We start from the raw sequence: 23,301 nt of genomic DNA on the forward strand, positions 1-23,301 counted from the left end.
GTATAAATAGACTACACGTTAGCCATTGAAAAAGGCTACCAAAGATTAGCAAATCAGAAGGGAAAAGATAATTTATTTAAAGACAGCTATTTACCAAAATGATGAAATTGTTAACGTCAAGTGCTGCGCTATTCTTCCTCTTTTAGTAAACTTTGGTACTGGAAATAATACAACACCGAGCTGGCCGTGAAGCAAACTGCCATGATTATACGAGGTAAGTTCCAGCTTTGGGCAAAACCTGCTATTAGGGTAATCAAAGCGGCCAATCCCATGCCGATTGTGGCTATTTTGGCCCAACGCCGACGCTTTTCAATATCCATTTGTGTGTAGAATGAAATGAGGAAGAAAGGGTGAGAAATTACTTAATGGTCATTGGACTTGTACTTAAAAAGTTGATAACCAGTTTGTTAAATGTTCTGGGTTTATCCATATTTGATAAATGACCTGCTCCCTTAATAACTGCTTTCCGAACGTTAGGGATTTTCTGGGCCATGATATCAGCCACTCGGTGGAAACTTTCTTCGTCTTTTTCGCCTACCAATAGGAGCGTAGGGACGCGGATGGAAGAAACCAAATCGAGGGTAGTAGGAGTGCCAAAAGAAGGGTCGATTCGGGGATTGATGAAGTGATCGCCGTGGTAATCGGCAATCATTTCGCTTAAGTTAATAATGGTTTTGTCGTCGGCAGCATACAGGCGCATGAGTGGGGAGCGCAGCCACACATCCTGCTGTTCGTCGTGCCATCCTTGGTGAGAAGCAAGGTCAACGATTTTGTTGACTACGGCTTTGAGTTGTGGGGTTCCGTCGCTAAATCCGTCGGGATTGGCATCGGCGGCCACGATTTTGAGGACGCGCTCGGGGTGAGTGGCGGCAAAATTAAGCGCCACATTTCCCCCTAGTGCTACGCCGACAATATGCGCTTTTTCAATTTTCAGGAAGTCAAGCAATGCTTTTAAGTCATCACTTGGATTGTGAGGATCGCGGGCGCGGGCGGATTGCCCAAAACCGCGAATATCGTACCGAATCACTTTAAAATGACGGGCAAAGGCGTTCCATTGGGCGTTCCACTGACGAGAGTCCAAGGCCGTTTCGTGGATCAACACCACGGGTTCGCCTTTGCCTTCTATTTCATAATATAGCTTTGTATCGGCCACGGGAGCCAAACCGGTCAGTGTTTTTTGTGCCGATACTCCTCCCGTAAACATTCCCCACAAACTCAAAAAAACAAAAATCCGCATGAGACGAAAGAAATAGTTTAGGAATAATGGTTGACACTATCAGTAATCATCAAAATCGTCGCTGCCTGCGTTACCGTAGTAGTCATCATCATCGGTGCGGCTTTTTTTACCAAGCCCTTTGTAAAGCAATGATTTTTTTAGGATAGAAATTTGTCCTGCGTGGTATAAATCGTGTTGTAGGATGCCATGTAGCATGGTGTAGAAATCATATTCACGACCTGGTACAATTTCTTCCAAAAACTCGTCGTCTTCGCGTTTTTCAAGTTCAGCAATCAATTCTTCCTGACTGAGACTCAACTCCATTTGAAGAGCTTCCCACTCAAATTCATCAAAAACAAGGAAGGATTTCCAATCGCGGGCTTTGGTCACTTCGTATTCACCATCGCCTTGTAAGCGTTTTACCACAAAAATCCGCCAGGTGGTCATGTGATACACCAATTCCGCAATGCTGTGGGTATTGGGCATTATTTTTTGGGAGGCCATTTCCCACGAAACGTCACTGAGTACCTCTACTACCGAAGGACCATGCCATGCTTCTTCGCTTTCGTATATAAGATTAAATTGATCAATAATTCGGAGTAATTCTTCTTTCTTGTCCATTGGGATAGTTCAGCGAAGTTTTTGGTTAATCGGTAGCTTTTTAGTGAAATTATAAGAAATGCAAAGTTATTGAATACTCACTACTAACAACTCATTGTGATTCCGAAATCTTGCATAATTATGCAAATTTTGAGCGTTCAATTCCCTAAAACGGCAAAATAAGGAAGATGAGAGAGGCTTTTACGAGGTTAATCAACTTGGTTTTTAACCCTTTCTTTGTCCTAATTAAAGCAATAAACAAGGGGAAACTTCCAATACCTGCACTGAAAACCAAACCTAACGTGTACTTTTGTACGGATTTTGGGTAGCCCACAACCAGCCCGTAGCAAGGTGCTGCTTGAAGTCCAATTCCAAAAATTAAATGTCAAACATCATTATTTCATGTCGCGTAATTTAAAGATAGGGATATTTATTACGGTAGCAGTAGTGTTTACTACGTTTACTTTTTACTTCTGGCAAATGGCTCAAACGCCCAATTTTCAGGTGAGTAAAGACAAGGATTTTGCGCTGTTGATTCCGACGGGTGCTACTTACCAATCGGTGCTGGATACCCTCAAAAAGAATGAGGTGGTCAACGATGAAATTTCGTTTCGGTTTATGGCCAAGTTGCTCAAATTACCCGAGCGCATCAAGCCTGGGCGGTACGTGCTGCGGCGGGATATGGGAAATTTGGAAGCCATCAAAAAGCTAAGAAACGGGTCGCAAGATGCCGTCAGGTTGACCTTCAATAATATTCGTCTCAAAGAAGATTTGATTCAGCGCATTGGAAGCAAGTTTGAATTTGGTCCCGATGCCCTCGGCAAACTGTTGAACGACCCCGAAGTATGCCGCAAATTCGGCTTTGATACCACCAACGTAGGGAGTATGTTTTTGCCAAATACTTACGAAATTTTTTGGACCACTCCCGTAGATAAGTTTTTGGGAAGAATGCACGACGAATACCAAAAGTTTTGGACGCCCGCCCGCCTCGAAAAAGCCAAGGCTTTGGGGTATACCAAGGCAGAGGTGTCGGTTTTGGCGTCGATTGTGGATGCCGAAACCAATCGAAATGATGAGATGCCGCGCATTGCGGGCGTGTACCTAAATCGCATCCGCCAAAGTATGCCGCTGCAAGCCGACCCAACGGTGATTTTTGCGTGGAGGGATTTTTCCATCAAACGCGTGACGGGCCGCTTTTCGGCGTTAAATTCCCCTTATAATACTTACCGGGTGTTAGGATTACCTCCTGGGCCTATCAACGTGCCAAGTACGGTGGCGATTGATGCCGTACTGAACGCGGAAGAGCACAACTACCTCTATTTCTGCGTGAAAATTGACCCCGAAGGAAAACTGTTGGGCTACCACGATTTTGCGGTCACCTACGATGACCACCTCCTCAACGCCCGCAAGTACCAAGAAGCGCTTAATAAAATGAATATAAAGTAGGAGCGAGGAGTGAGAATAAAAAAACACTCATCGCTTCTCACTTCTGCCTCCTCACTTCTGACTTCTCACTCCTGATTTATGTTTACTTACGAATACAAAGGAATAAGAGTACGATACGCTGATACTGACCAAATGGGGTATGTGTATTACGGAAATTACGGGCGGTTTTATGAAATCGGGCGGGTAGAAGCCCTGCGCAGCATTGGATTTTCATACCGCGACATGGAGGAAGCAGGAACGATGATGCCCGTGTACGAAAACTATTCCCGCTATTTGCAGCCTGCCCGCTACGACGATGAATTAACGATCAAAGTGACCATTCCAGAATTGCCCGCCGCGCGGGTGGTTTTTCGGTACGAAATTCGAAATCAGATGGGAGCGGTACTCAATACGGGCGAAACTACGCTGGTTTTTCTGAATCGGGAGACCAACCGGCCTACGCGTGCCCCAGGGTTTTTGTTGGAGAAATTGAAGCCCTATTTTACGTAGAATAGATGATGTGAGTACATATAATTGCGTTTTACTGAACCCCGAATGAGTCATGGCTCATTCGGGGTTTTATTTTTTATGCCTTTTTTTTATCCCAAATTGATTTTTTTTTAGGTTCTCCGTATTAATTAATCTTTACCCACAATCTATTTCCGCTTTAGGTTCGTATGTATGAATAAATGATAGCAAATTATTGGATTTGTACAAATAAAATGGAAACGTATGAAGGAAAAGAGTACCCCAATTGCCCTGCGTATCCGGGTTTCGTCTTCGGGTTGAGCCACTAACCAAGGTTTAACCTTTTGTCTTTGGCAGGAATGCTGCAGTTACCCTGTTTAAAGCCTCTCCACTTTCTTAAAGTTTAGTAACGTAACCGTTTTGAGATGCCATTGCTTCTCAGCAACGAGAGACTCTTTATTGCCCTTTCCAAAGGTTTTTCTAATACCCATTTTTCTCACAATTAAACACATTAACATCATGCGAATGTTTCCTTTGCTTCGTGTCCAACGCGGGTTTGGATTACTTTGTTGCGCACTGCTGTTGTCTGTCGGCAGTTATGCTTCCAGTCACCGGGAGGCTCCGCTCATTTCCCAAGACCCTCTGGCCGACAACACCGACGTCTACGCTTTTAAGAGCCCCGATGACCCCAATTCCATTACCATCATTGCCAATTACATCCCGTTTGAATCACCCGAAGGTGGGCCAAATTACTATAATTTTGGCACGAATGTTCGTTATGAGATTCACATAAAGAACAAAGCCACTACCGCGGGCGATGACATTACCTACCGCTTTACATTTTCAAGTGTGAATGAAGACCCAACGACTTTTTTTAACATTCGTTTGGGAAAACAAAATCTCAAAACCACTTACAAATGTGAAAAAAGCACCGACGGTGGCCGAACATTCGTTACCATTATTTCCAACGGAATCGTACCGCCAAATAACATCGGGCCGCGCTCTATCGAAAACGCAACGGTTGGACTGGGGACTTCATACGATGCCCTCGTGCAGCAATCAATTGCCACGGCCAATTCGGGTGAAAAGGTCTTCTGCGGTCCCGTAGATGATCCTTTCTTTGTGGATCTGGCGGGTGCTTTTGACGTCGGGAATTTCCGCCCCGAAGGAAACACCACCAACCCAACGGTGGATGGCCTAAATCGCTTTAATGTTCACACGATTGCCCTCAAAATTCCCGTTAATTTGCTACAAAAAGACGGTAAAAGTGTGATGCAAGCGGCCAATATCCTTGATCCAGATTACGTGATTGGGGTGTGGGCATCGGCGAGTCGTCAAATGATACAAACCCTGTACAATGGCTCAGATGTGGGCTATGATGGAAAATACGTGCAAGTCTCACGCCTTGGGATGCCGCTGACCAACGAAGCCGTGATTCCGGTGGGCATGAAAGATCGTTGGAATGCCGCTACTCCTTACAACGGCGAAGATTTGCAATTCGCCAAGTATTTTACCAATCCTGAGTTGGCACTCTATATGGATGATTCTCAGTTTGGCAAAGCAGTACCTTCGCTGAATGCCCTCCGTATTCAGGAAAAATCATTGGGTTCCTTCGATTTTCGGAATGGGAAACCAGGTTTGTTTGTGCTGAAGGGCAATCAGGCATTGAACGGAACAGCGCTTTCGGAAGCGGCTTTCGGCGGGTTGTTATTGCCCGACAACAAAAGCCCCCGTGCCGTTGATTTACTCCCAATATTCTACACTGGCGTTCCCAACTTAGCGCCTTATCAATTGGCAACGGGCAAGAGCGGAAATCCTTTGGCTGCAGGAAAGCCTTTCATCCATAACTTCTTGCCTACTTTGGGAGATATGTTGCGACTCAACATGGCAGTGCCTGCCACTCCGCGCAACCACCCTAAATTCAGCTCTTTGGGTTTGGTACAAGCGGCCGTTTTGGGTTTAACCGACCCTGAATACAATGCTTCAACGGCGTTACAATTCATTCCAAACATGGATGGTTTCCCCAACGGACGCCGCTTGGAAGATGATGTGACCACGATTGAATTGCAGGCCGTAAGCGGAGTAGTACTGGCCGCCGTAGGCTTGTGGTACGACGATTTTCAACCCGGTGTAACCACCAGCCCAGTGACCCCTAAACTTGTTAACGTGCTGGGTTTCAACGCGGGGCCAACCAAAAATGACATTGAGCTAAAGCCGATGTTTCCCTTTGTTCAGAACCCTTGGCGAGGATTTGATTATCCCGAAAAAGCAAGATTCTAACCTTCACCATTCATAATACTGAAAAAGATGAAAAACATAAAAAACCTTATAGCTGTGGTGGGGGTACTGGCCGTGATTTGCCTGCAAACCTCCCAATCATTTGGTTCTTCTCACCGCGAAGCGCCGCTGATTTCGAATGACCCACTGGCGGATAATACGGATTTGTACGCCTTTAAAAGTCCGAATAATGCCGAAAATGTCGTGCTTATTGCCAATTATATCCCTTTTCAGCATCCTGCTGGTGGGCCTAACTGGTATTCTTTTGGCGAGCGTATCCGCTACGAAGTTCACGTAGATAATAATGCTGCTACGCCAGGATCCGACATTATTTATCGCTTTACGTTTGAGCGTGTCAACGAAGACCCGACTACTTTTTTCCTGATTCGGTTGGGAAAAGAAAACCTGAAAACCACCTACAAGTGTGAGCGCAGCATGGACGGCGGTAGGTCTTTCAGTACCATTGTGATGAAAGGTACGGTGCCACCACCGAACATCGGACCCCGTTCGATTGAGAACAAAACGGTAGGTTTGGGCGCTGAGTCTTACGATGATTTGGTCAATAAAGCCGTAGCTACGGCTACTACTGGCGAAAAGATTTTCTGCGGTCCTGTAGATGATCCATTCTTTGTGGACTTGGGCGGGATTTTTGACCTTGGAAACATGCGTCCAAGCAGCGGAAAAGACGGTGTGGCTAAGTTCAACTGCCATTCTATCGTGATTGAAGTACCCGTGGCAACCTTGCAGAAAAGCAAAAAAACGGTGGCGCAGGCATCCAATATTCTTGACCCTGATTACGTCATTGGGGTGTATGCTTCGGCGAGTCGTCAAATGATAAAAACGCTTTATTCGGGGGGAGATGTAGGCTTTGACGGCAACTACGTTCAGGTGTCACGCTTGGGAATGCCGTTGACCAATGAAGCCGTGATTCCGTTGGGAATGAAAGATAAATGGAACTCCGTTAAGCCAAGTGAAGATTTGCAGTTTGCCAAATACTTTACCAATCCTGAGCTTGCGCTTTACATGGATGATTCTCAGTTTGGGGGCGCGGTTCCGGGATTGTCTCCTTTGCGGATTCAGTCAAAATCGTTGGGTGCATTTGATTTTCGGAATGGTAAGCCTGGGCTTTTTGGCTTGAAAGGCAACCCCGCTCTCAACGGTACGGCATTGTCAGAAGCGGCTTTTGGAAGTGTGTTATTGCCTGATAATAAAAGCCCACGGGCGGTTGATATTCTGCCTATTTTTTACACGGGGGTGCCAAACTTGCCGCCATACCAGTTGGCTACGGGCAAAGCTGGAAATCCTTTGGCCGCAGGTAAACCGTTTATTCACAACTTCTTGCCTACTTTCGGCGATTGGCTGCGCCTCAACATGGCCGTTCCCGCCACGCCCCGTACCGATCCTAAATTCAGCTCGTTGGGCTTGGTGCAGGCCGCTGTTTTGGGTTTGACGGACCCCATGTACAACGGTTCAACGGCGTTGCAGTTTATCCCCAACATGGATGGTTTTCCTAACGGTCGCCGTTTAGAGGATGACGTCACCACCATCGAGCTTCAGGCCGTGGGTGGCGTAGTACTAGCGGCTATCGGTTTGTGGTACGACGATTTCAAACCCGGTGAAACCGCCAGCCCCGTAACGCCAAATCTGGTGGGTGTGCTGTCGTTCAACGCCGGTGTTACTAAAAATGATACCATCTTTAAACCTTGGTTTCCGTACGAGCAAAATCCTTGGAGAGGTTTCCGAGGCAACAGCTACTCGGGTCCATCGACTTCATCGGCGCGTATTGCTACCACTCCGTTGGAAGATAAAGTACAAGGATTATCGGTCAAGGTTTTGGGAAATCCCGTGTTGACGGATGATGTTTCGGTCGAAATCTCAGGCGTTGACGGACAGGCGCTACGCATGGGCTTGACCAACAGTCAAGGTCAGGTCATGGGACAACAATCGGTTGGAAAAGCGGGTCGGATTGAGCGTCAAACGTTCCGTATTGGTCGTCAGCCGGGGATTTATTTCCTACAGGTATCTACCGCGAGCGAGCACCAAACGGTGAAAATTATCCGTAACTAATGATGTGAAGTACTTGGGAGGTCTGTAATGGTTTGAAAATCAGACCTCCCAATTTTTAAAATAACAACCGCTATCTCCCCTCTAAAAAAATGAAAAAAGTATTATTTATCCCAAAACGAGCATTGTTGTTCTCTATCCCCGTTTTGATGGTTGGTTTGCTACCGATGAGTTGCACCGACAAAGGAAAAACGGGTTCAGAAACCACCGCTTCAAGCACTCCAACGATGGAAATACCCGCCCTCTATGAACGTCGGGGAGAGTTGGCCAAAGCCGAAGAATGGGTACGGACCAAAGAAAAAGTTGAAGAACTGAAGAAACAAATCAAAAAAGACCCGAGCGATGTAAAACCCCGTCTCCAGATTGCCATGATTTACCTTTCGGAGGCACGGATTACGGGCGAACATCCCTATTATTATCCCGCGATTTTAACCATCTTGGATGGGGTGTTGGCGATGGATTACAAAAACTTTGAGGCAACGACTTTCAAGGCTTCCGTAAAAATGTCGCAGCACCAATTTGCCGAAGCCCGCGATTTGGCCGAAAAAGCCCGCCAACTCAATCCCAACAACGCCTACGTGTATGGTGTGTTGGTGGATGCCAACGTCGAACTCGGTAACTATGAAGAAGCCGTGGCGATGTCGGATAAAATGCAGCAGATGAAGCCTTCGCTGGAATCATACTCGCGGGCGTCTTATTTGCGGGAGATTTATGGCCAGTATCCAAGCGCCATCGAAGCCATGAAATTGGCCGTTGATGCGGGACTACCCGGCTCTGAGCCGTATTGCTGGAGTAAAAACACCTTGGCGCAATTGTATGAAACAACGGGCAAATTGAAAGAAGCCGAACAGCAATACAACGAAATTTTGGCATTGCGTCCGAGTTATGCTTTTGCGTTGAAAGGAGTTGCCCGCATTCATAAAGCCAGAAAAGAATATGATAAAGCTTTGACGACCTTAGACAAAGCCGCGGCAATAATGCCCGAATTCTCGTTTCACGAAGAAATGGCCGAAATCTATGCGCTTCAAGGAGACAAAGAAAAAGCTAATGCCAAATACGCTGAGGTGGTCAAGATGTTGGATGAAGATGCGCAGTCAGGTCATGCCGTTGATTTGGAACTTTGCAAACTTTACACGCAAATGGGACAGTTTGATTCGGCATTGGAATATGGCATGAAAGAATACAAAAAACGCCCCAAAAACATTGATGTGAATCACGCGTTGGCGTGGGTGTATTTCAAACAAAATGATATTCAAAAAGCGCAGCAGCACGTACAGGTAGCTTTGCGTACGGGTAGTAAAGACCCCGAATTATTGCAAAAAGCGGGTGCGATTGAGATTGCCCTCGGCAATGCTGGCCCTGGAAATAAATTGATTGCCGAAGCCAAAAAAACCAATCCGAAGTTTACGCTTTAAACCCATCAGATTCACAGTTAAGGGTCAATCTTTAACCATTAATGTTTCTCCAATCCATGTCTGTCCGTTCTATCGTTGCATTTTTATTGTTGGCTAATTACCTGCTCATTGCGGGAATGGGCGGCATTGTGCAGCCTTATGAGCAGCCTTCTTTGGTGTTGGTGCAAACAAATTACGACGGACAATTCTACCAAGAATGTCGGTACGTGCGCATGGATGGCTTGGAGGATTTTTTGATTGAATCGCTTCGGTTGCGTGAGCAAAAGGAACCACGACCACTCGGTCATTCTATTCTTGTTGAAGTAAACGGCGTGGATTTGCATTGTTTATTCTACTCAATTGTGCAGGAATCAGCCCCTTTCTCTTATTTATTTGCTTCTTTTACATCATATTATTGTTCTTCGTCTCTCTCGGATGGGGTGTACGGAATGGTCAGTCCGCCGCCTTGGATGGCTTAAATATCGGTATTTTTTTGCACAGAATTTTAGTACGATTCCTGCTTTAGAACGTATTCTAATGGGCAATTGAACTCACTTACTAGTGAGTTGGTTTTTATTTCTTTGCGTATTTTTTGCCATTTTTAGCTGTCTCTTTCGGTTATGAAACGAATCATTTATTACACACTATTCAGTATCAGCTGTTTACTTAGTTTTTCGGCGTTTGCACACCTTGGAAGTATTTCGGGCGTGGTGTATGAACAAACCACCAACCTTCCTCTGAGGGGGGTAAATGTTCAGTTGACGGGTTTAGGAAAAACCACCACTACCAACGAGTTGGGGCAATACCGTTTTGATGAATTGGTAGCGGCTCCCTATAAAATCGAATTGTCGTATGTAGGTTTGAAAACCGTGGTGGTGGAAGCGATTGTGCTGGATGACCAAACCACTTCCTTAAAAACGCTCATGGTCAACTCCACCCTCGAATTGAAAGAAGTGGTGGTGTCGGCGCAGCGGGCGCATGACCAGCAGCTCATCAGTAATCTCGACATTAAAATTCGCCCTATTGTCAATTCACAGGAGGTTTTAAGGATGGTGCCAGGCTTATTTATTGGCCAACATGCGGGCGGTGGAAAAGCCGAACAGATTTTTTTGCGCGGGTTTGACATCGACCACGGCACGGATATTCAACTCACCGTCGATGGAATGCCGGTCAATATGGTTTCTCACGCTCACGGACAGGGATACGCTGACTTGCATTTTGTGATTCCGGAATTGATTCAGGGCGTTGATTTCAAAAAAGGGCCTTATCATGCCGAAAAAGGCAACTTTACGACCGCAGGCTGGGTAAACTTTCGAACGCGCAACGCGCTTGAGCGCTCGTTTGTGAAACTGGAAGCGGGGCAATTCGGCACGTACCGGGCGGTAGCTGGGCTGGATTTGTTGGGAAATCGTTTAAAAGCTGGGAGAAATCGCGACAAAAACCAATCGGCGTATTTGGCGTCTGAGTATTCTTATTCTAACTCGTATTTTGATAATCCGCAGGACTTTAAGCGGTTGAATATCATGGGGAAATACCACGGGCATCTTTCTTCAACGACTTACCTCACACTCACAGGCTCGACGTTTTGGAGTAAATGGAACCACTCAGGGCAGATTCCCGACCGGGCCATTGAATCGGGGCTGACGGGCTTTTTTGGTTCTGTTGACCCCACCGAAGGCGGTGAAACGAGCCGAACCAATGTGAACGTTCAACTGGTGACCGTAACACCGCGCAACCATACCATTAAGAATCAGCTTTTTTACGGAAATTATAATTTTGAGTTGTATTCCAACTTCACTTTTTTCCTAGAAGATTCAATCAATGGCGACCAAATTCGCCAGAAAGAGAAGCGCAATTTGCTAGGATATAATGGCAGTTTTTCTACCCAAAATGACGTAGGTAGTACGCAATGGACAACGACATTGGGCGTGCAGTACCGACAGGATTTTACAAAAAATACGGAACTTTCGCACACCAAAAATCGAACAGAAACCCTCAATCGGATTCAGTTTGGTAACATCAACGAACTCAACGCTTCGGTTTATGCCGACGAGTTGGTTCAGGTTTCCAATCAGTTGACCATCAACGCGGGCCTGCGGCTGGATTTTTTTCGTAACCAATACGAAGACTTACTGGCCGCGCCCCTAACGACCAAACAGGCTTCGGCGGCGATTCTTTCGCCCAAGCTGAATGTTTATTACACCTTCAATAATCGTTTCCAACTTTATCTCAACACGGGGCGCGGTTTTCACTCCAACGACACTCGGGTGGTGGTTCCGCAGGGAGGACGGCAGATTTTGCCCCCCGCTTACGGCTCCGATTTAGGTGCTATTTTTAAACCTTTTCCTAAGTTAATTATCAATGCTGCCGCGTGGTATCTGTGGCTGCAACAGGAATTTGTGTACGTAGGTGATGCGGGCGTGGTTGAGCCGGGTGGTCGTACGCGTCGGCAGGGAATTGATTTGTCGGTGCGGTATCAAATCACCGACCACTTGTACGCTGACGTTGACGTAAATACCACTAAACCCAGGGCAATCGGCGAATTGGAAGGTCAAAATTACTTGCCTTTGGCTCCTATTTTTACGACGATGGGTGGCCTGTCTGTACAAAATAATGCTGGTTTCAGCGGGTCGTTGCGGTATCGTTACATTGGCAACCGTCCCGCCAACGAAGACAATTCCATCGTGGCCAAGGGCTATTTTGTAACGGACATGCAGGCCAATTATAGTCGAAAAAATTATACGCTTGGTCTGTCGGTTCAAAACCTATTTAATACACGTTGGAAAGAAACGCAGTTTGCGACCGAGAGCCGATTGCAGGGGGAAGCGGCGCCCGTCGAAGAAATTCACTTTACGCCCGGAACGCCCTTTTTTGCTCGTTTGAGCTTGACGGTTTTCTTTTAAGTTTAACCATAGAAGGCTGATTGGTATGTATGTGTCTGATAAACAGATAGTTGGTGGAGATAGAAAGCCTTCTATGGTTGAATTAAATTTTTAGTATCATTAGGTTACGGAAATAAATAGGGTCAATTTTAGTATTTTTGGGTTCTGAAATCATCAAAACGCTTTAATGCTCCAACACTGGTCTGACTCCAAATACCGACAGTTGCGTAAAACTTATGCTTTCTTACACCGAAAGCGGTTCTTTAGCAAGGGCGTTTCGTTGGCGGATATTGGTTCATTGTTGATTGAAAAAATTCTTTTGTACGACATCGATCAACGGGCAACCGCCGTGGCTTACAACTTTACGCTCGCCGTTTTTCCCGCCATTTTGTTTTTGTTTACGCTGATTCCTTACTTCCCGATTGCCAACATGGAGTCTCAAATCATGAACTTCATGTACGATGCCATGCCCAAATCGCTGTACGAGTTTGCGGCGGCCACCATTTATGACATCATCAGTCGGAAGCAGGGCGGCATTCTATCGTTTGGTTTTGTGTTTGCGTTGCTCACCGCTACCAACGGAATGGGAGCGCTCATGACCGCTTTCAACATGGTAGACCATACCTCGGAAAATCGAGGTTTTTTTAAGGCCAAAGGGATTGCTTTATTGCTCACCGTGCTGTTGTCGACGGTGCTTTTTTTGGCAGTTTTGGTGATTATTGTGGGCGGGTTTTTGGTCGATTGGTTGCACCAAACCATTTTGTTTGGGGATAATTTAACCGTTTTTTTATTGGACGCTCTGCGCTATTTGGTGATGTTTTTTGCCTTTACGGTTGCGGTAGCCATCATTTACCGGTTTGCGCCCAAAGTACGGCACGGGTGGCGCTTCTTTAATTTAGGGGCAATCATTGCCTCAATGTTGATTATTTTGGTAACCTACGGATTCTCTTTTTATCTCTCTCGTTTTGGTAGTTACAACAAACTCTACGGCTCTATCGGAACCATCATCGCGATGATGATTTGGTTTTACCTCGTGGCGTTGCTGTTGATTTTTGGATTTGAGCTGAATACCAGTATTTGGCGGGCCAAGCATGACAGAAAAGGCCCTGAGACAAAAAAATAAATGCCATCCGCAAATTTGGAATGGCATTTATGTACTACCCTAACCCATAAATAATGAAAGATATACTTCTATATCGTATCACAATAAAATTGCAGAGAAAACCGTGCCAAAATGCTGGACGATTTTAATTTGTGTTGATGTTTTTATGGTATATTTTATAATTCGTTGATTTATAAATTGTTGATTATATTTTTTGGGTTTTTATGTACCAAAAAATATAATATATACTACCCAAAAACCTATCCCTGATTGCTTTTTAGTTTACCGTTTACTAAAAAGTTAGGGTATTTTGGTTACAGATAGAGGCTAATATTTTACATTTACTATACAAAAACGCGCCGTTTATAAATTTTCAAGCGTACTGTAACCATTGAATATGAATCCAATCGTCACCGTTATTTGCACCTGTTACAATCATGAACTCTTTGTTCGGGAAAGTCTTTTATCGGTCATTCAACAAACGTATTCTGCCATTCAGTTGATTGTGATTGATAACGCGAGCACTGATGAATCAAGGAGGGTGATTCAACGCTTAGTAGATGAGTATCCCGAAATTGTTTTTATCAGAAATACCCATAATATAGGACTATGTCGGGCTTTTAACCAAGGCCTTGGCGAAGCAACGGGTAAGTATGTCATTGATTTGGCCGCTGATGATGTGATGCCCCCCAATCGTATCGAAATGCAGGTACAAGCCTTTGAAAACCTCCCCAAAGAGTATGCGGTGGTGTTCTCAAATGCCGCTTACATTGATTCGTCGGGCGTCAAATTGGGCTATCATTATGCATTGCGCGCCAATGGACACGCCAAAGGCCAAGTGCCCACGGGCGATATCTACAAAGAAATTTTGCGACGCTACTTTATTTGTACACCTTCCATCATGATGCGTAAATCGGTGCTGATGAAACTGGGCGGGTACGATGAAAACCTCAGTTACGAAGATTTTGATTTTTTTATCCGTTCGGCCCACGATTATAAGTATCATTATATCGACGAAGTACTGATGTACAAACGCGTGTTGGATGATTCGTTGGCGACGCAATTTTACCGCATCGGCAATCCGATGCTGCGGTCGAGTTGGGAAGTGTGCAACAAGGCTTACGATTTGAGCCGTTCGCAAGAAGAATACGATATTCTAGCCAATAGAATCCGGGAGTTTATCAAGAAATGTTTCGTAGCCGAAGACCCCGAACAAGCCCTGGCATTCAGAAAGTTGCTCAATTACATCGAAGACCCTGGTTGGAAAACCGACCTTTTGGTGTTTCTCTGTCGCCTGCATTTGCCCGTCAACTGGCTTTATCAGCGCTACGCTAAGTGGCGCAACCACCGCAACCTCGCCCTGATGCAGCAGGGAGTCCCTTTTGTTCAACTGGAACGATAGTAAGTTAAAAGCGAGGAGGGAGGAAAATAGGTCCAAACGTGTAAAATAGTTGAAGGAAGTTTCCAATTAATGAAAAATTCCGCGTAATTAGTCCTACTGATTTTGCACTCAAACACTTAACCCACTTCCTACGTGCCTGCGGAATTTCTTCATATTCATCCCCAAACGCCCGAACCGCGTAAGATTCAGCAGGTAGTCAACAGCCTGCGTAATGGCGGCATTGTTATTTATCCCACCGACACCGTCTACGCCCTCGGCTGCGATATTCACAACGCCCGTGCCGTGGAGCGCATTGCGCGGATCAAAGGAATCAAACCCCAAAAGAATGATTTCTCGTTTATTTGCCACGATTTGAGCCATATTTCAGACTACGCTAGGGTAAGCAACGCCGCTTTTAAAGTAATGAAACGACTCCTGCCCGGACCGTTTACGTTTATTTTGGAAGCCAACAATAAGGTCCCGAAAGTCTTGGCCAACCGAAAAACCGTGGGAATCAGGGTGCCCGACCATCCCATTACGCGGATGATTGTATTTGAATTGGACCATCCCATCATTACTACTTCTATCAAAGATGACGAAGACGAAATCATGGAATACCCCACCGATCCCGAGATTATCTTTGAACGTTTTCAGCATCAGGTAGATATCGTCATCGACGGAGGTTTTGGTGGGTTGATTCCTTCTACGGTGATTGATGCCACCGACGATAATTTTGACATTATTCGGGAAGGTGCAGGGGAATTTATGCGTTAATAAAGCGCTGATTCACACTAAAATACATTCAATGCGTTCCTGATTTTGTAGGAAAAATATTAAAAATTGTTGTCTTGAAATACCTTCGCCAACTTTATATCTCCACCCTTTTTTGGGAGGCTTTTATTGGATTAACGGCCACATTTTTGTTGGCGTTTGCTTTTCCATTTCTCTTCGGAATTGCCAAAATCGGAAGTGCCATCGCCGCATTGCTGGCGGTGGCCGATTTGGTTTTGCTTTTTAGAAATAATGAGGGCGTTTTTGCGCGTCGTGATGTAACCGACCGCCTTTCTAACGGTGACCCTAATCCAATTACCATTTACTTAGAAAACCGCTACGGATTTAAGGCCCGCTTGGAAGTGATTGACGAGATTCCGTTTCAATTTCAAAAACGCGACGTGCTGTTTGAAGCCGAGTTGGTGCCCAACGAAACCCAACTTTTACGCTACGAACTGCGCCCCACCAAGCGCGGTGAATATAGCTTTGGGGCCGTTAATGTATTGGTAAAAAGCCCGTTGGGGTTGATGAAACGTCGGTTTCAGTTTTCGCAAAATAAGATGGTGGCGGTGTATCCGTCGTACCTCCAAATGCGGCAATACGAATTGATGGCTATCTCCAACCGCCTGACCGAGCTGGGCATCAAGCGCATTCGTCGGTTGGGGCATAGCATGGAATTTGAACAAATTCGGCCTTATGTGCAGGGAGACGATATCCGCACCGTAAACTGGAAAGCAACCGCCCGACGTAACGGACTCATGGTGAATGCATTTCAGGACGAACGCTCACAGGCCGTGTATTGTTTGATTGACAAGGGCCGCGTCATGAAATCGCCGTTTGAAGGGCTGACGCTCTTGGATTATGCCATCAATGCCACGCTGGTATTGAGCAATATCGCTTTGTTGAAACAAGACAAGGCGGGCGTGATCACGTTTTCGGAAGTCATTGGTCAAATTCTGCCCGCTGAGCGTAAAGCGGGTCAAATGCAGAAGATTCTGGAAACGCTCTACAAGCAGAAAACGCGTTACCTAGAAAGTGATTACGAAACCCTGTATTCATACGTAAAAACGCACGTGCGGCAGCGGAGTTTGTTGTTGTTGTTTACTAATTTTGAAACCGTCAACGCCATGCGCCGGCAGTTGCCTTTCCTGAGGCGATTGGCCAAAACCCATTTGCTGATCGTGGTGTTCTTCGAGAATACAGAGACTTCTTTATTGCTCAAGACCCCCGCCGAAAACACCGAAGACATCTACCTCAAAACCATTGCCGAGCGGTTTTTCTACGAAAAGCGCCGCATCGTGAAAGAACTCGAACAATACGGCATCCAATCCATCCTCACCGCCCCCAAAGACCTGAATGCCAATACGGTGAATAAGTATTTGGAATTGAAGGCGAGAGGGATGATGTAGGGGCAGGCTGCCTTGTAAAACCGCAAAACTGAAAAATAACAAATGTAAACGTAGGGGCAGGCCTTGCGTCTGCCCATGCCTTGTATCTGCCCATGCCTTGCGTCTGCCCATGCCTTGCATCTGCCCATGCCTTGCATCTGCCCATGCCTTGCATCTGCCCATGCCTTGTGTCTGCCCATGCCTTGCGTCTGCCCATGCCTTGCGTCTGCCCATGCCTTGCGTCTGCCCATGCCTTGCGTCTGCCCTTGTCTAACGTCAGCCCGAAATGGGAGGAAAGATTGCGGTGCAGATGCAAATATCCACCTCATGGCTCCCAATCGATCCAATTCGGCTTTTTGTAGGGATGCGTGAAAAAATGCTGCACTTTGGCATTGAATTCATTTCGATACCGATGCACCGCTCCGTGTCCTGATTCGGGGAATATCCACAGGTACGCCTGCGGAATGTTTTCAAATATCTCTAAGGTATGCCGTGGCTTGATGACATCAAAATCGCCCCCCATCACTAAGACGGGGCATTTGATTTTACGCAGAGCAGACAACGGAATATTGGGCTCTATTTCCATCATGTGCAGAAGTTTGAGGGTGTTTTTAGTGGCGTCATTCTGTACGCCCGCCCGAAGTTTCGCCCCTTCTTCGGCAATCATTTTATAGCCCTCGGCCGTGACCGCCGTGGTATCGGGTCGTAGGTTAGCGCCCGTAATCGCCAATTTTTTCACTTTCTCCGGATGACGCATCGCCAACAGCAACCCGTTGATACCGCCGTCGCTCCAGCCAATCACAAAAACAGAATCCAGTTTTAGATGCGTCAGCAAGGCGTCAAAATCGTCGGCCATTATCTCGTAGTTCAATACACTGCCCGTATCTGTTGATTTGCCTTGCGCCCGACTGTCTACCGCGATCACTTGGTAGTGTTTGGAAAAGTAGGGAATTTGGTATCGGTAATCTTTGATGGAGCCGCCGTTGCCGTGAATCAGCAGCAGCGGTTTTCCTTGTCCGTAGGTTTCGTAGTAGAGATTGATGCCGCTGGTAGCAAAGTAATGCCCGTTTTTGGCATTATTCCCATAGTTGACCACGGTTGCTGTTTTCTTTGGCGTTTGGGCATGACCGAGCAAGGTAAGGAGCAGCAGTGCTAAAATCAGGAGATTAGGGGTGTTTTTCATGGGTAGTAGGAAGTGGCGTATGTTGATGCAGTATTTAGGATGTTAGCGCGGTAAACGCAAATCAGCGAATAACTCTTACAGTACTTAGTTTGTCTTTATAATAAAATCTCAATTATTACTTCTTTCTAAGGTTTTAAAAAACTCAATGGCTTCAGAAACCAAATGTGCGATTTCTTGCCAATCCTGATGAGGCTCTTCCCACCAACTTAACCTAATACTGGTTTGTAAGTCGTATAGGCAGAGTTCATAACCAGTGCCGTCTATTCCAAGCATCTTTCTGTTTGGAAGCTCAAGACTCACCCTTATGTGTTTAAAGCTTTTGTAAATTCTTTCTAAATGAGAAGAGTCGCATATAAGTTGGAAGTATCCCGGTTCAATGATTTCCCCCGAAAAAATACTTTCAAATAGAACATACTTGTCATCTTGAATTCGAATATCCCAAACTTTGTTAATCTCAAATGAGGGCTTAAATATGATTTGCAACACTTTTAAACCTACACCCCGCCAATGAATATCTTTATATATGGGACGAGGTTGTGAAAGAGCAATTTTTTTCTCTTCCATTTCCCTTAATTTACGCAAAAGATTCTTTCCTTCAGACTTATTCATTTTTATAACAGTATTAGGAAATAAGTAATTTAGAATAAGAATTTATACAAAAACACTTCTAGTAAATTGAGTAAGCCAGACCTTCCCGGTATGCCCAGTGGTGGGCTAATGACCATATTGGCGGAGTACGGTAGACTATATTGATATTGTTAGATTAACTCCATTCGTTTGCATAAACTTCAAATTGAGTATAGCTTACAATTTCAGTGTCTTCAAATTTTTTGATAATCAATAAATCTTCATCACCGGTTATCAGATAATTAGCTCGACTGTCTTTTGCTAAGGCAAGCAGGAAGTTGTCTTTTTCATCTCTGCATATATCGACGGTAGAAATAACAGTGACCAATTCACCATACGTATCAAAAAGCGTAAGTAATCGTTCCAGATCCGTTATGGAAAAGTATTTTTTAAACTTTGGTCTTTGGGCTACTTCTATAAATTCATCCAAAAGTTCTTGGCTAAAAATTAATGTAATGGCTTCTCTGTTGAATAGATTATTTATGACCTTCAACCGTTTAGAAATCAAAAAACTGATCCAAAGGTTGGTATCAAGGATAACCCTAATTTTTATTTTTTTGGGCATAGCGCTTTCCTCTTACTAATTCTACTTCTTTGGTAATTTCCTCCAACGTAGGTTCCTTATCCGCTTTTTTACGAAATTTTGATAAAAGCGTTGTTAATTCCTGTTTAGGACTTGGCATTTCCTGAACTTTGATAAGTTTTAAATTTGCCAACTCATCTAAAAGTTTTTTTGCTTTGGGATTAAGCAATTCAATTTGATAGGTTCTCATGGTTTGTTTTTTATAGTATAGAGTAACTAACTGAAAAAGTAACACTTTCAAGGTAAATAAGCAAATAAGGGTGTTAATGTACAAAAAACAACGTTATTTCTGCAAGGAGCTGCTTTCCTAATCTCCAAAATCCCCCTTCTCGTCGTAAAATCCCCCCCTTCATTTGACATCCTGCGGCAGGTTGCTTATTTTTAGGTAAAAATCAACAACCTAACTGAAACCTTATGAAACTACTTCGCCTTTTGCCATTGGTTTTTGCCTTTCTTTTGATAAACAGAGAGGGTAATGCACAGGCATTCAATAACTTACCCGTTACGACCCAAAAGCCGCCCCTGCACGGAAAGCACTGGATGGCCATTACGGGCAAACCCTTGGCCGCTACGGCCGGGGCCATGACCTTTACCAAAGGCGGCAATGCCATTGATGCAGCCTGCGCCATGTTGGCCGCTACCTGTACCATGTGGGATGTGTTGAGTTGGGGAGGGGAGACGCAGGCGCTCATTTACAATCCCAAAACCAAAAAGGTCATCGCCATCAATGCCCACGGTGTCGCGCCTACGGGAGCCACGCCTGAGTTTTACAAAGGCAAAGGCATGAAATACCCGCCGCAATACGGCCCGTTGGCGGCCGTCACGCCCGGTACGCCCGGCGGACTGATGACGATGTTGGCCGAATACGGCACCATGTCGCTGAAAGAGGTGCTGGCACCCGCCATGGAAATGGCCGCCGGCTATCCTATCGAAGCCCAAACCGCCAATTCGATTGAAAAAGGCAAAGACCTCATCAAGCAGTGGCCGTATTCTAAAAAAGTATTTTTGCCGCATTTGGGCGCGAGTCGCGAAGCGCCCGATGCGGGTGAGGTGTTTGTCCAAAAAGATTTGTTGGAAACCCTGAAAAAATTGGTGAATGCCGAGCAACAGGCGTTGGCCAAGGGAAAATCCCGCAAAGACGCGATTTATGCCGCCTATGATGTGTTTTACAAAGGCGAGATTGCCAAAGAATTTTCGAGAGGTTGCCGCGAACAGGGCGGGTTGATTACCGAGCAGGATTTGGCCAACTGGAAAGTGAAAATCGAAGAGCCGATGGTGACCAACTACAAAGGCATCGACGTTTATAAATTGCAACAGTGGACCCAAGGCCCGGCCATGCTGCAAGCCCTGAATATTTTGGAGAATTTTGACCTTAAAAGCATGGGGTATAACTCCACGCGCTACATTCACACGTTGTATCAGGCCATGAATTTGGCGTTTGCCGACCGTGATTTTTACTATGGCGACCCCGCATTCGGTCCCGAGGAGCCCATGAAAGGTCTGCTTTCCAAGGAGTACGCCAAAGAGCGCAGCAAATTGATCAATCCCGAAATGAATGACCCCAAAGCAGGGCCTGGCGACCCGTATCCGTTTGAAGGAAAGGTCAATCCGTTTCAGGATATGCTGAAAAAATGGGGCAGCGCGAGCCTGTTTGACCCTAAAAATAATGCGACGTTAGACGAGAAATTTCAAGACAATTTTACCGCCGGTACTACTTCTATCGAAACCACGGACGAAGAAGGATGGGTGGTTTCCGTTACGCCCAGCGGCGGTTGGGTGCCTGCCTGCATTGCCGGCAACACGGGCATTGGCATGAGTCAGCGGATGCAGGCGTTTGTGTTGGACCCCAAAGAAAATCCGTTCAACGTTGTGGAGCCCGGCAAGCGCCCGCGCGTGACGTTGACGCCGAGTTTGGCTCTGAAAGATGGTAAGCCGTTTTTGTCTTTTGCCAAGCAGGCCGGCGATGAGCAGGACCAGTTGTTACTTCAATTTTTCCTCAACGTCGTGGAGTTCAACATGACTGTGCAGGAAGCCTGCGAAGCCCCGAGCTTCAAAACCTTCCAGATGTATTCCAGCTTCGGTGACCACGAACGAATCAACGGCGGATTGACCTTAAACGAAGCCATGCCGGACTGGACCAGAAAGGATTTGGGCCGAATGGGCTACAAAATCAACTACCAAGACCGCACCAGCGGACCCATCAACGCCATTTATTTTGACTGGGTGCATAATACTTTTTGGGGTGGCTCCAGCAACCACGGGGAGGATTATGGGATTGGCTGGTAGTCAATTTGTCACCCTGAAAGGGTCTACTATAAAACAAAAGCGTCCATTGTTCAATGGGCGCTTTTGTTTTTATTACCTAATTGTACTTGAGCTTCTCTTCTTCTAAATCTATCCCGTACAAAAACTTTCGGATGATTTCTTCATCGATCTTGTCGTCAATTTTGTTTTTGTTTCGGAGCCACGACCTTTGTTGTTCTAAAATGTCCAGATAGATCTTTTTGGTTTCTTCCGAAATAGCCTCTTCAAGTTCTGGATTGCTTTTTTGTTCCCAAAAGGCCACTTTTTGTCGCAAGATGCCATTGCTGATAAGGTGTCGGCTGTAGTTGGTTTTGAAGTAGTGCAAGGTATGCTCATGCATTCCTTTTTTGAGCAATCGTTCGGTTTCTTCTTCGGGAAGATAATCGTTGTAGTCGGGCAGAGTTACTTTTCTGATTAACCAGGGAAGGGTAAGTCCCTGTAACAATAAGGTGACTAAAATGACAACAAAGGTGATAAACAAAATAAGGTTTCGGTGCGGAAACGGAACTCCGTTGCTCATTTCTATGGGTATGGACAGGGCCGCTGCCAAGGATACTACGCCGCGCATACCCGACCAACTTAATAGGAGGGGAGCTTTCCAGCCCGGATTTCTGTCGGCTACCTCAATAAATCGGCCGGCTATTTGGGTGACAACCACGGCTCCGTAGGAGGCCAAAGTCCGTACAATGATCAATACGAATGTGATCAATAAACCGTAGCCGATAGCTACGGAGAGCGCCGTCCCTTCTTTTTTTAATCCTTCGTTGATTTCGGGCAAATCCAGTCCAATCAATAAAAAGACCCATCCATTCAGCAGAAACACAAGGCTTTGCCAAACATTGACGCCCCTTAAGCGAGACGAACTGCTCAGAAAATGATGCCTTTGGCTTGACAAAAGCAGTCCACCGCTGACCACAGCCAACACCCCGGAACTGTGGACTTCTTCCGCTGCAATATACATCACGTACGGCGTGACCAAAGTCAAAGCAATGTCCATATTGGCATCAGTGGGCAGGTATTTGTGGGCTTTCATAAACAGCCAACCGACCAATACGCCGATGGCAGCGCCCCCGATCACCATCCACCCAAAACTAAGGGCTGCTTCCTGCCACACAAAGCGACCGGTGGTGGCGGCAATCAGGGCAAAGCGAAAAATAATCAGTGAAGAAGCATCGTTCAGCAAGCTTTCTCCCTCCAAAATGGACGACATTCGACGCGGTACTTTGACAAATTTCAGAATCGCACTCGCACTTATGGCATCAGGGGGTGACACAATACCGCCCAGCAAAAACCCCAACGCCAATGAAAACCCGGGAATGAACCAATCTGCCACAAACGCCACCGACAAAGCCGTAAAGAAAACGACGATAAACGCAAAACTGGTAACAATCCGCCGCCACCGCCACAGTTCTTTCCACGACATGGCAAAGGCCGCATCGTATAACAGCGGAGGCAGAAAAATGATAAATATTAACTCCGGTTCAATGTGTATTTTAGGCAGTCCGGGCAGTAAGCTTATCCCCAATCCGGTCACGACCAACAGCACCGGATAGGCCACTTTCAGTTTGTCTGCCAGCATGATGAGCAGCACGATGACGACAATCAACGAAAGGTAAAAGGGGAAATTTTCGATCAT

20 protein-coding genes are annotated in these 23,301 nt (G+C 45.8%); 12 read left to right on the forward strand and 8 right to left on the reverse strand.

What is annotated here, in order from left to right; translation table 11 throughout:
- Positions 1-128: 128 nt before the first annotated feature.
- Genes DR864_RS26330 through DR864_RS26340 form a run of 3 tightly spaced genes read right to left on the reverse strand, consistent with a single transcriptional unit; the run spans position 129 to position 1,837 of the window.
- Entirely contained in the window at positions 129-320 is a 192-nt protein-coding gene (locus tag DR864_RS26330; RefSeq protein WP_114069766.1) for a hypothetical protein, read from the reverse strand.
- A gap of 38 nt (positions 321-358) precedes the next feature.
- Positions 359-1,237, reverse strand: a complete 879-nt coding sequence (locus tag DR864_RS26335) for an alpha/beta fold hydrolase (RefSeq protein WP_114069767.1) — start codon at positions 1,235-1,237, stop codon at positions 359-361.
- Positions 1,238-1,276: 39 nt separating this feature from the next.
- Entirely contained in the window at positions 1,277-1,837 is a 561-nt protein-coding gene (locus DR864_RS26340) for a DinB family protein (RefSeq protein ID WP_114069768.1), read from the reverse strand.
- Between the two features lie 381 nt (positions 1,838-2,218).
- Between DR864_RS26340 and mltG the strand changes: the two genes are divergently transcribed.
- From mltG to DR864_RS26395, 11 genes are all read left to right on the forward strand, one after another.
- On the forward strand, positions 2,219-3,262 hold the full coding sequence (mltG, locus tag DR864_RS26345) for an endolytic transglycosylase MltG (RefSeq protein ID WP_114070486.1): 1,044 nt from the start codon (positions 2,219-2,221) through the stop codon (positions 3,260-3,262).
- 78 nt (positions 3,263-3,340) lie between these two features.
- Positions 3,341-3,751, forward strand: coding sequence for an acyl-CoA thioesterase (locus tag DR864_RS26350; protein WP_114069769.1), 411 nt, complete (start codon positions 3,341-3,343; stop codon positions 3,749-3,751).
- 483 nt (positions 3,752-4,234) lie between these two features.
- Positions 4,235-5,989 carry a DUF4331 domain-containing protein gene (locus tag DR864_RS26355; RefSeq protein WP_114070487.1) on the forward strand — a complete coding sequence of 585 codons (1,755 nt, stop codon included), beginning with the start codon at positions 4,235-4,237 and terminating at the stop codon, positions 5,987-5,989.
- Positions 5,990-6,016: 27 nt separating this feature from the next.
- Positions 6,017-8,053: a DUF4331 family protein gene (locus tag DR864_RS26360; RefSeq protein WP_114069770.1), complete on the forward strand. Its 2,037-nt coding sequence runs from the start codon at positions 6,017-6,019 to the stop codon at positions 8,051-8,053.
- An 89-nt stretch (positions 8,054-8,142) separates the two neighbouring features.
- A complete protein-coding gene (locus DR864_RS26365; RefSeq protein WP_229599480.1) occupies positions 8,143-9,465 on the forward strand; it encodes a tetratricopeptide repeat protein in 1,323 nt (440 codons plus the stop codon).
- A gap of 56 nt (positions 9,466-9,521) precedes the next feature.
- Positions 9,522-9,923: a hypothetical protein gene (locus DR864_RS26370; RefSeq protein ID WP_114069771.1), complete on the forward strand. Its 402-nt coding sequence runs from the start codon at positions 9,522-9,524 to the stop codon at positions 9,921-9,923.
- Positions 9,924-10,064: 141 nt separating this feature from the next.
- Positions 10,065-12,347: a TonB-dependent receptor gene (locus tag DR864_RS26375; protein WP_114069772.1), complete on the forward strand. Its 2,283-nt coding sequence runs from the start codon at positions 10,065-10,067 to the stop codon at positions 12,345-12,347.
- 166 nt (positions 12,348-12,513) lie between these two features.
- Entirely contained in the window at positions 12,514-13,449 is a 936-nt protein-coding gene (locus tag DR864_RS26380; protein WP_114069773.1) for a YihY/virulence factor BrkB family protein, read from the forward strand.
- Between the two features lie 376 nt (positions 13,450-13,825).
- On the forward strand, positions 13,826-14,830 hold the full coding sequence (locus DR864_RS26385) for a glycosyltransferase family 2 protein (protein ID WP_114069774.1): 1,005 nt from the start codon (positions 13,826-13,828) through the stop codon (positions 14,828-14,830).
- Between the two features lie 132 nt (positions 14,831-14,962).
- Complete coding sequence (locus tag DR864_RS26390) at positions 14,963-15,583, forward strand: L-threonylcarbamoyladenylate synthase (RefSeq protein WP_114069775.1); 621 nt, start codon at positions 14,963-14,965, stop codon at positions 15,581-15,583.
- Positions 15,584-15,657: 74 nt separating this feature from the next.
- Positions 15,658-16,989, forward strand: coding sequence for a DUF58 domain-containing protein (locus DR864_RS26395; protein WP_114069776.1), 1,332 nt, complete (start codon positions 15,658-15,660; stop codon positions 16,987-16,989).
- 304 nt (positions 16,990-17,293) lie between these two features.
- On the opposite strand, the gene DR864_RS26400 is transcribed toward DR864_RS26395, so the two are convergent.
- The 4 genes from DR864_RS26400 to DR864_RS26415 form a co-directional block, all read right to left on the reverse strand.
- Positions 17,294-18,151 (reverse strand): alpha/beta fold hydrolase, encoded by an 858-nt coding sequence (locus DR864_RS26400; RefSeq protein ID WP_114069777.1) that lies wholly within the window; start codon positions 18,149-18,151, stop codon positions 17,294-17,296.
- Between the two features lie 108 nt (positions 18,152-18,259).
- Positions 18,260-18,760, reverse strand: a complete 501-nt coding sequence (locus DR864_RS26405) for a hypothetical protein (protein WP_114069778.1) — start codon at positions 18,758-18,760, stop codon at positions 18,260-18,262.
- A 154-nt stretch (positions 18,761-18,914) separates the two neighbouring features.
- The gene (locus DR864_RS26410) at positions 18,915-19,343 is read right to left on the reverse strand and encodes a putative toxin-antitoxin system toxin component, PIN family (RefSeq protein ID WP_114069779.1); all 429 of its coding nucleotides are present in this window, start codon (positions 19,341-19,343) and stop codon (positions 18,915-18,917) included.
- Positions 19,321-19,551, reverse strand: coding sequence for a hypothetical protein (locus tag DR864_RS26415; RefSeq protein ID WP_114070489.1), 231 nt, complete (start codon positions 19,549-19,551; stop codon positions 19,321-19,323). The genes DR864_RS26410 and DR864_RS26415 overlap by 23 nt, the downstream gene beginning before the upstream one ends.
- A 224-nt stretch (positions 19,552-19,775) precedes the next feature.
- On the opposite strand from DR864_RS26415, the gene DR864_RS26420 reads away from it, so the two are divergent.
- Complete coding sequence (locus DR864_RS26420; protein WP_114069780.1) at positions 19,776-21,647, forward strand: gamma-glutamyltransferase family protein; 1,872 nt, start codon at positions 19,776-19,778, stop codon at positions 21,645-21,647.
- A 76-nt stretch (positions 21,648-21,723) separates the two neighbouring features.
- Here the strand turns inward: DR864_RS26420 and DR864_RS26425 are convergent, their stop codons facing one another.
- Positions 21,724-23,301, reverse strand: a complete 1,578-nt coding sequence (locus DR864_RS26425; RefSeq protein ID WP_114069781.1) for a Na+/H+ antiporter — start codon at positions 23,299-23,301, stop codon at positions 21,724-21,726.

The sequence above is a fragment of the Runella rosea genome (assembly GCF_003325355.1).
Lineage (GTDB): Bacteria > Bacteroidota > Bacteroidia > Cytophagales > Spirosomataceae > Runella > Runella rosea.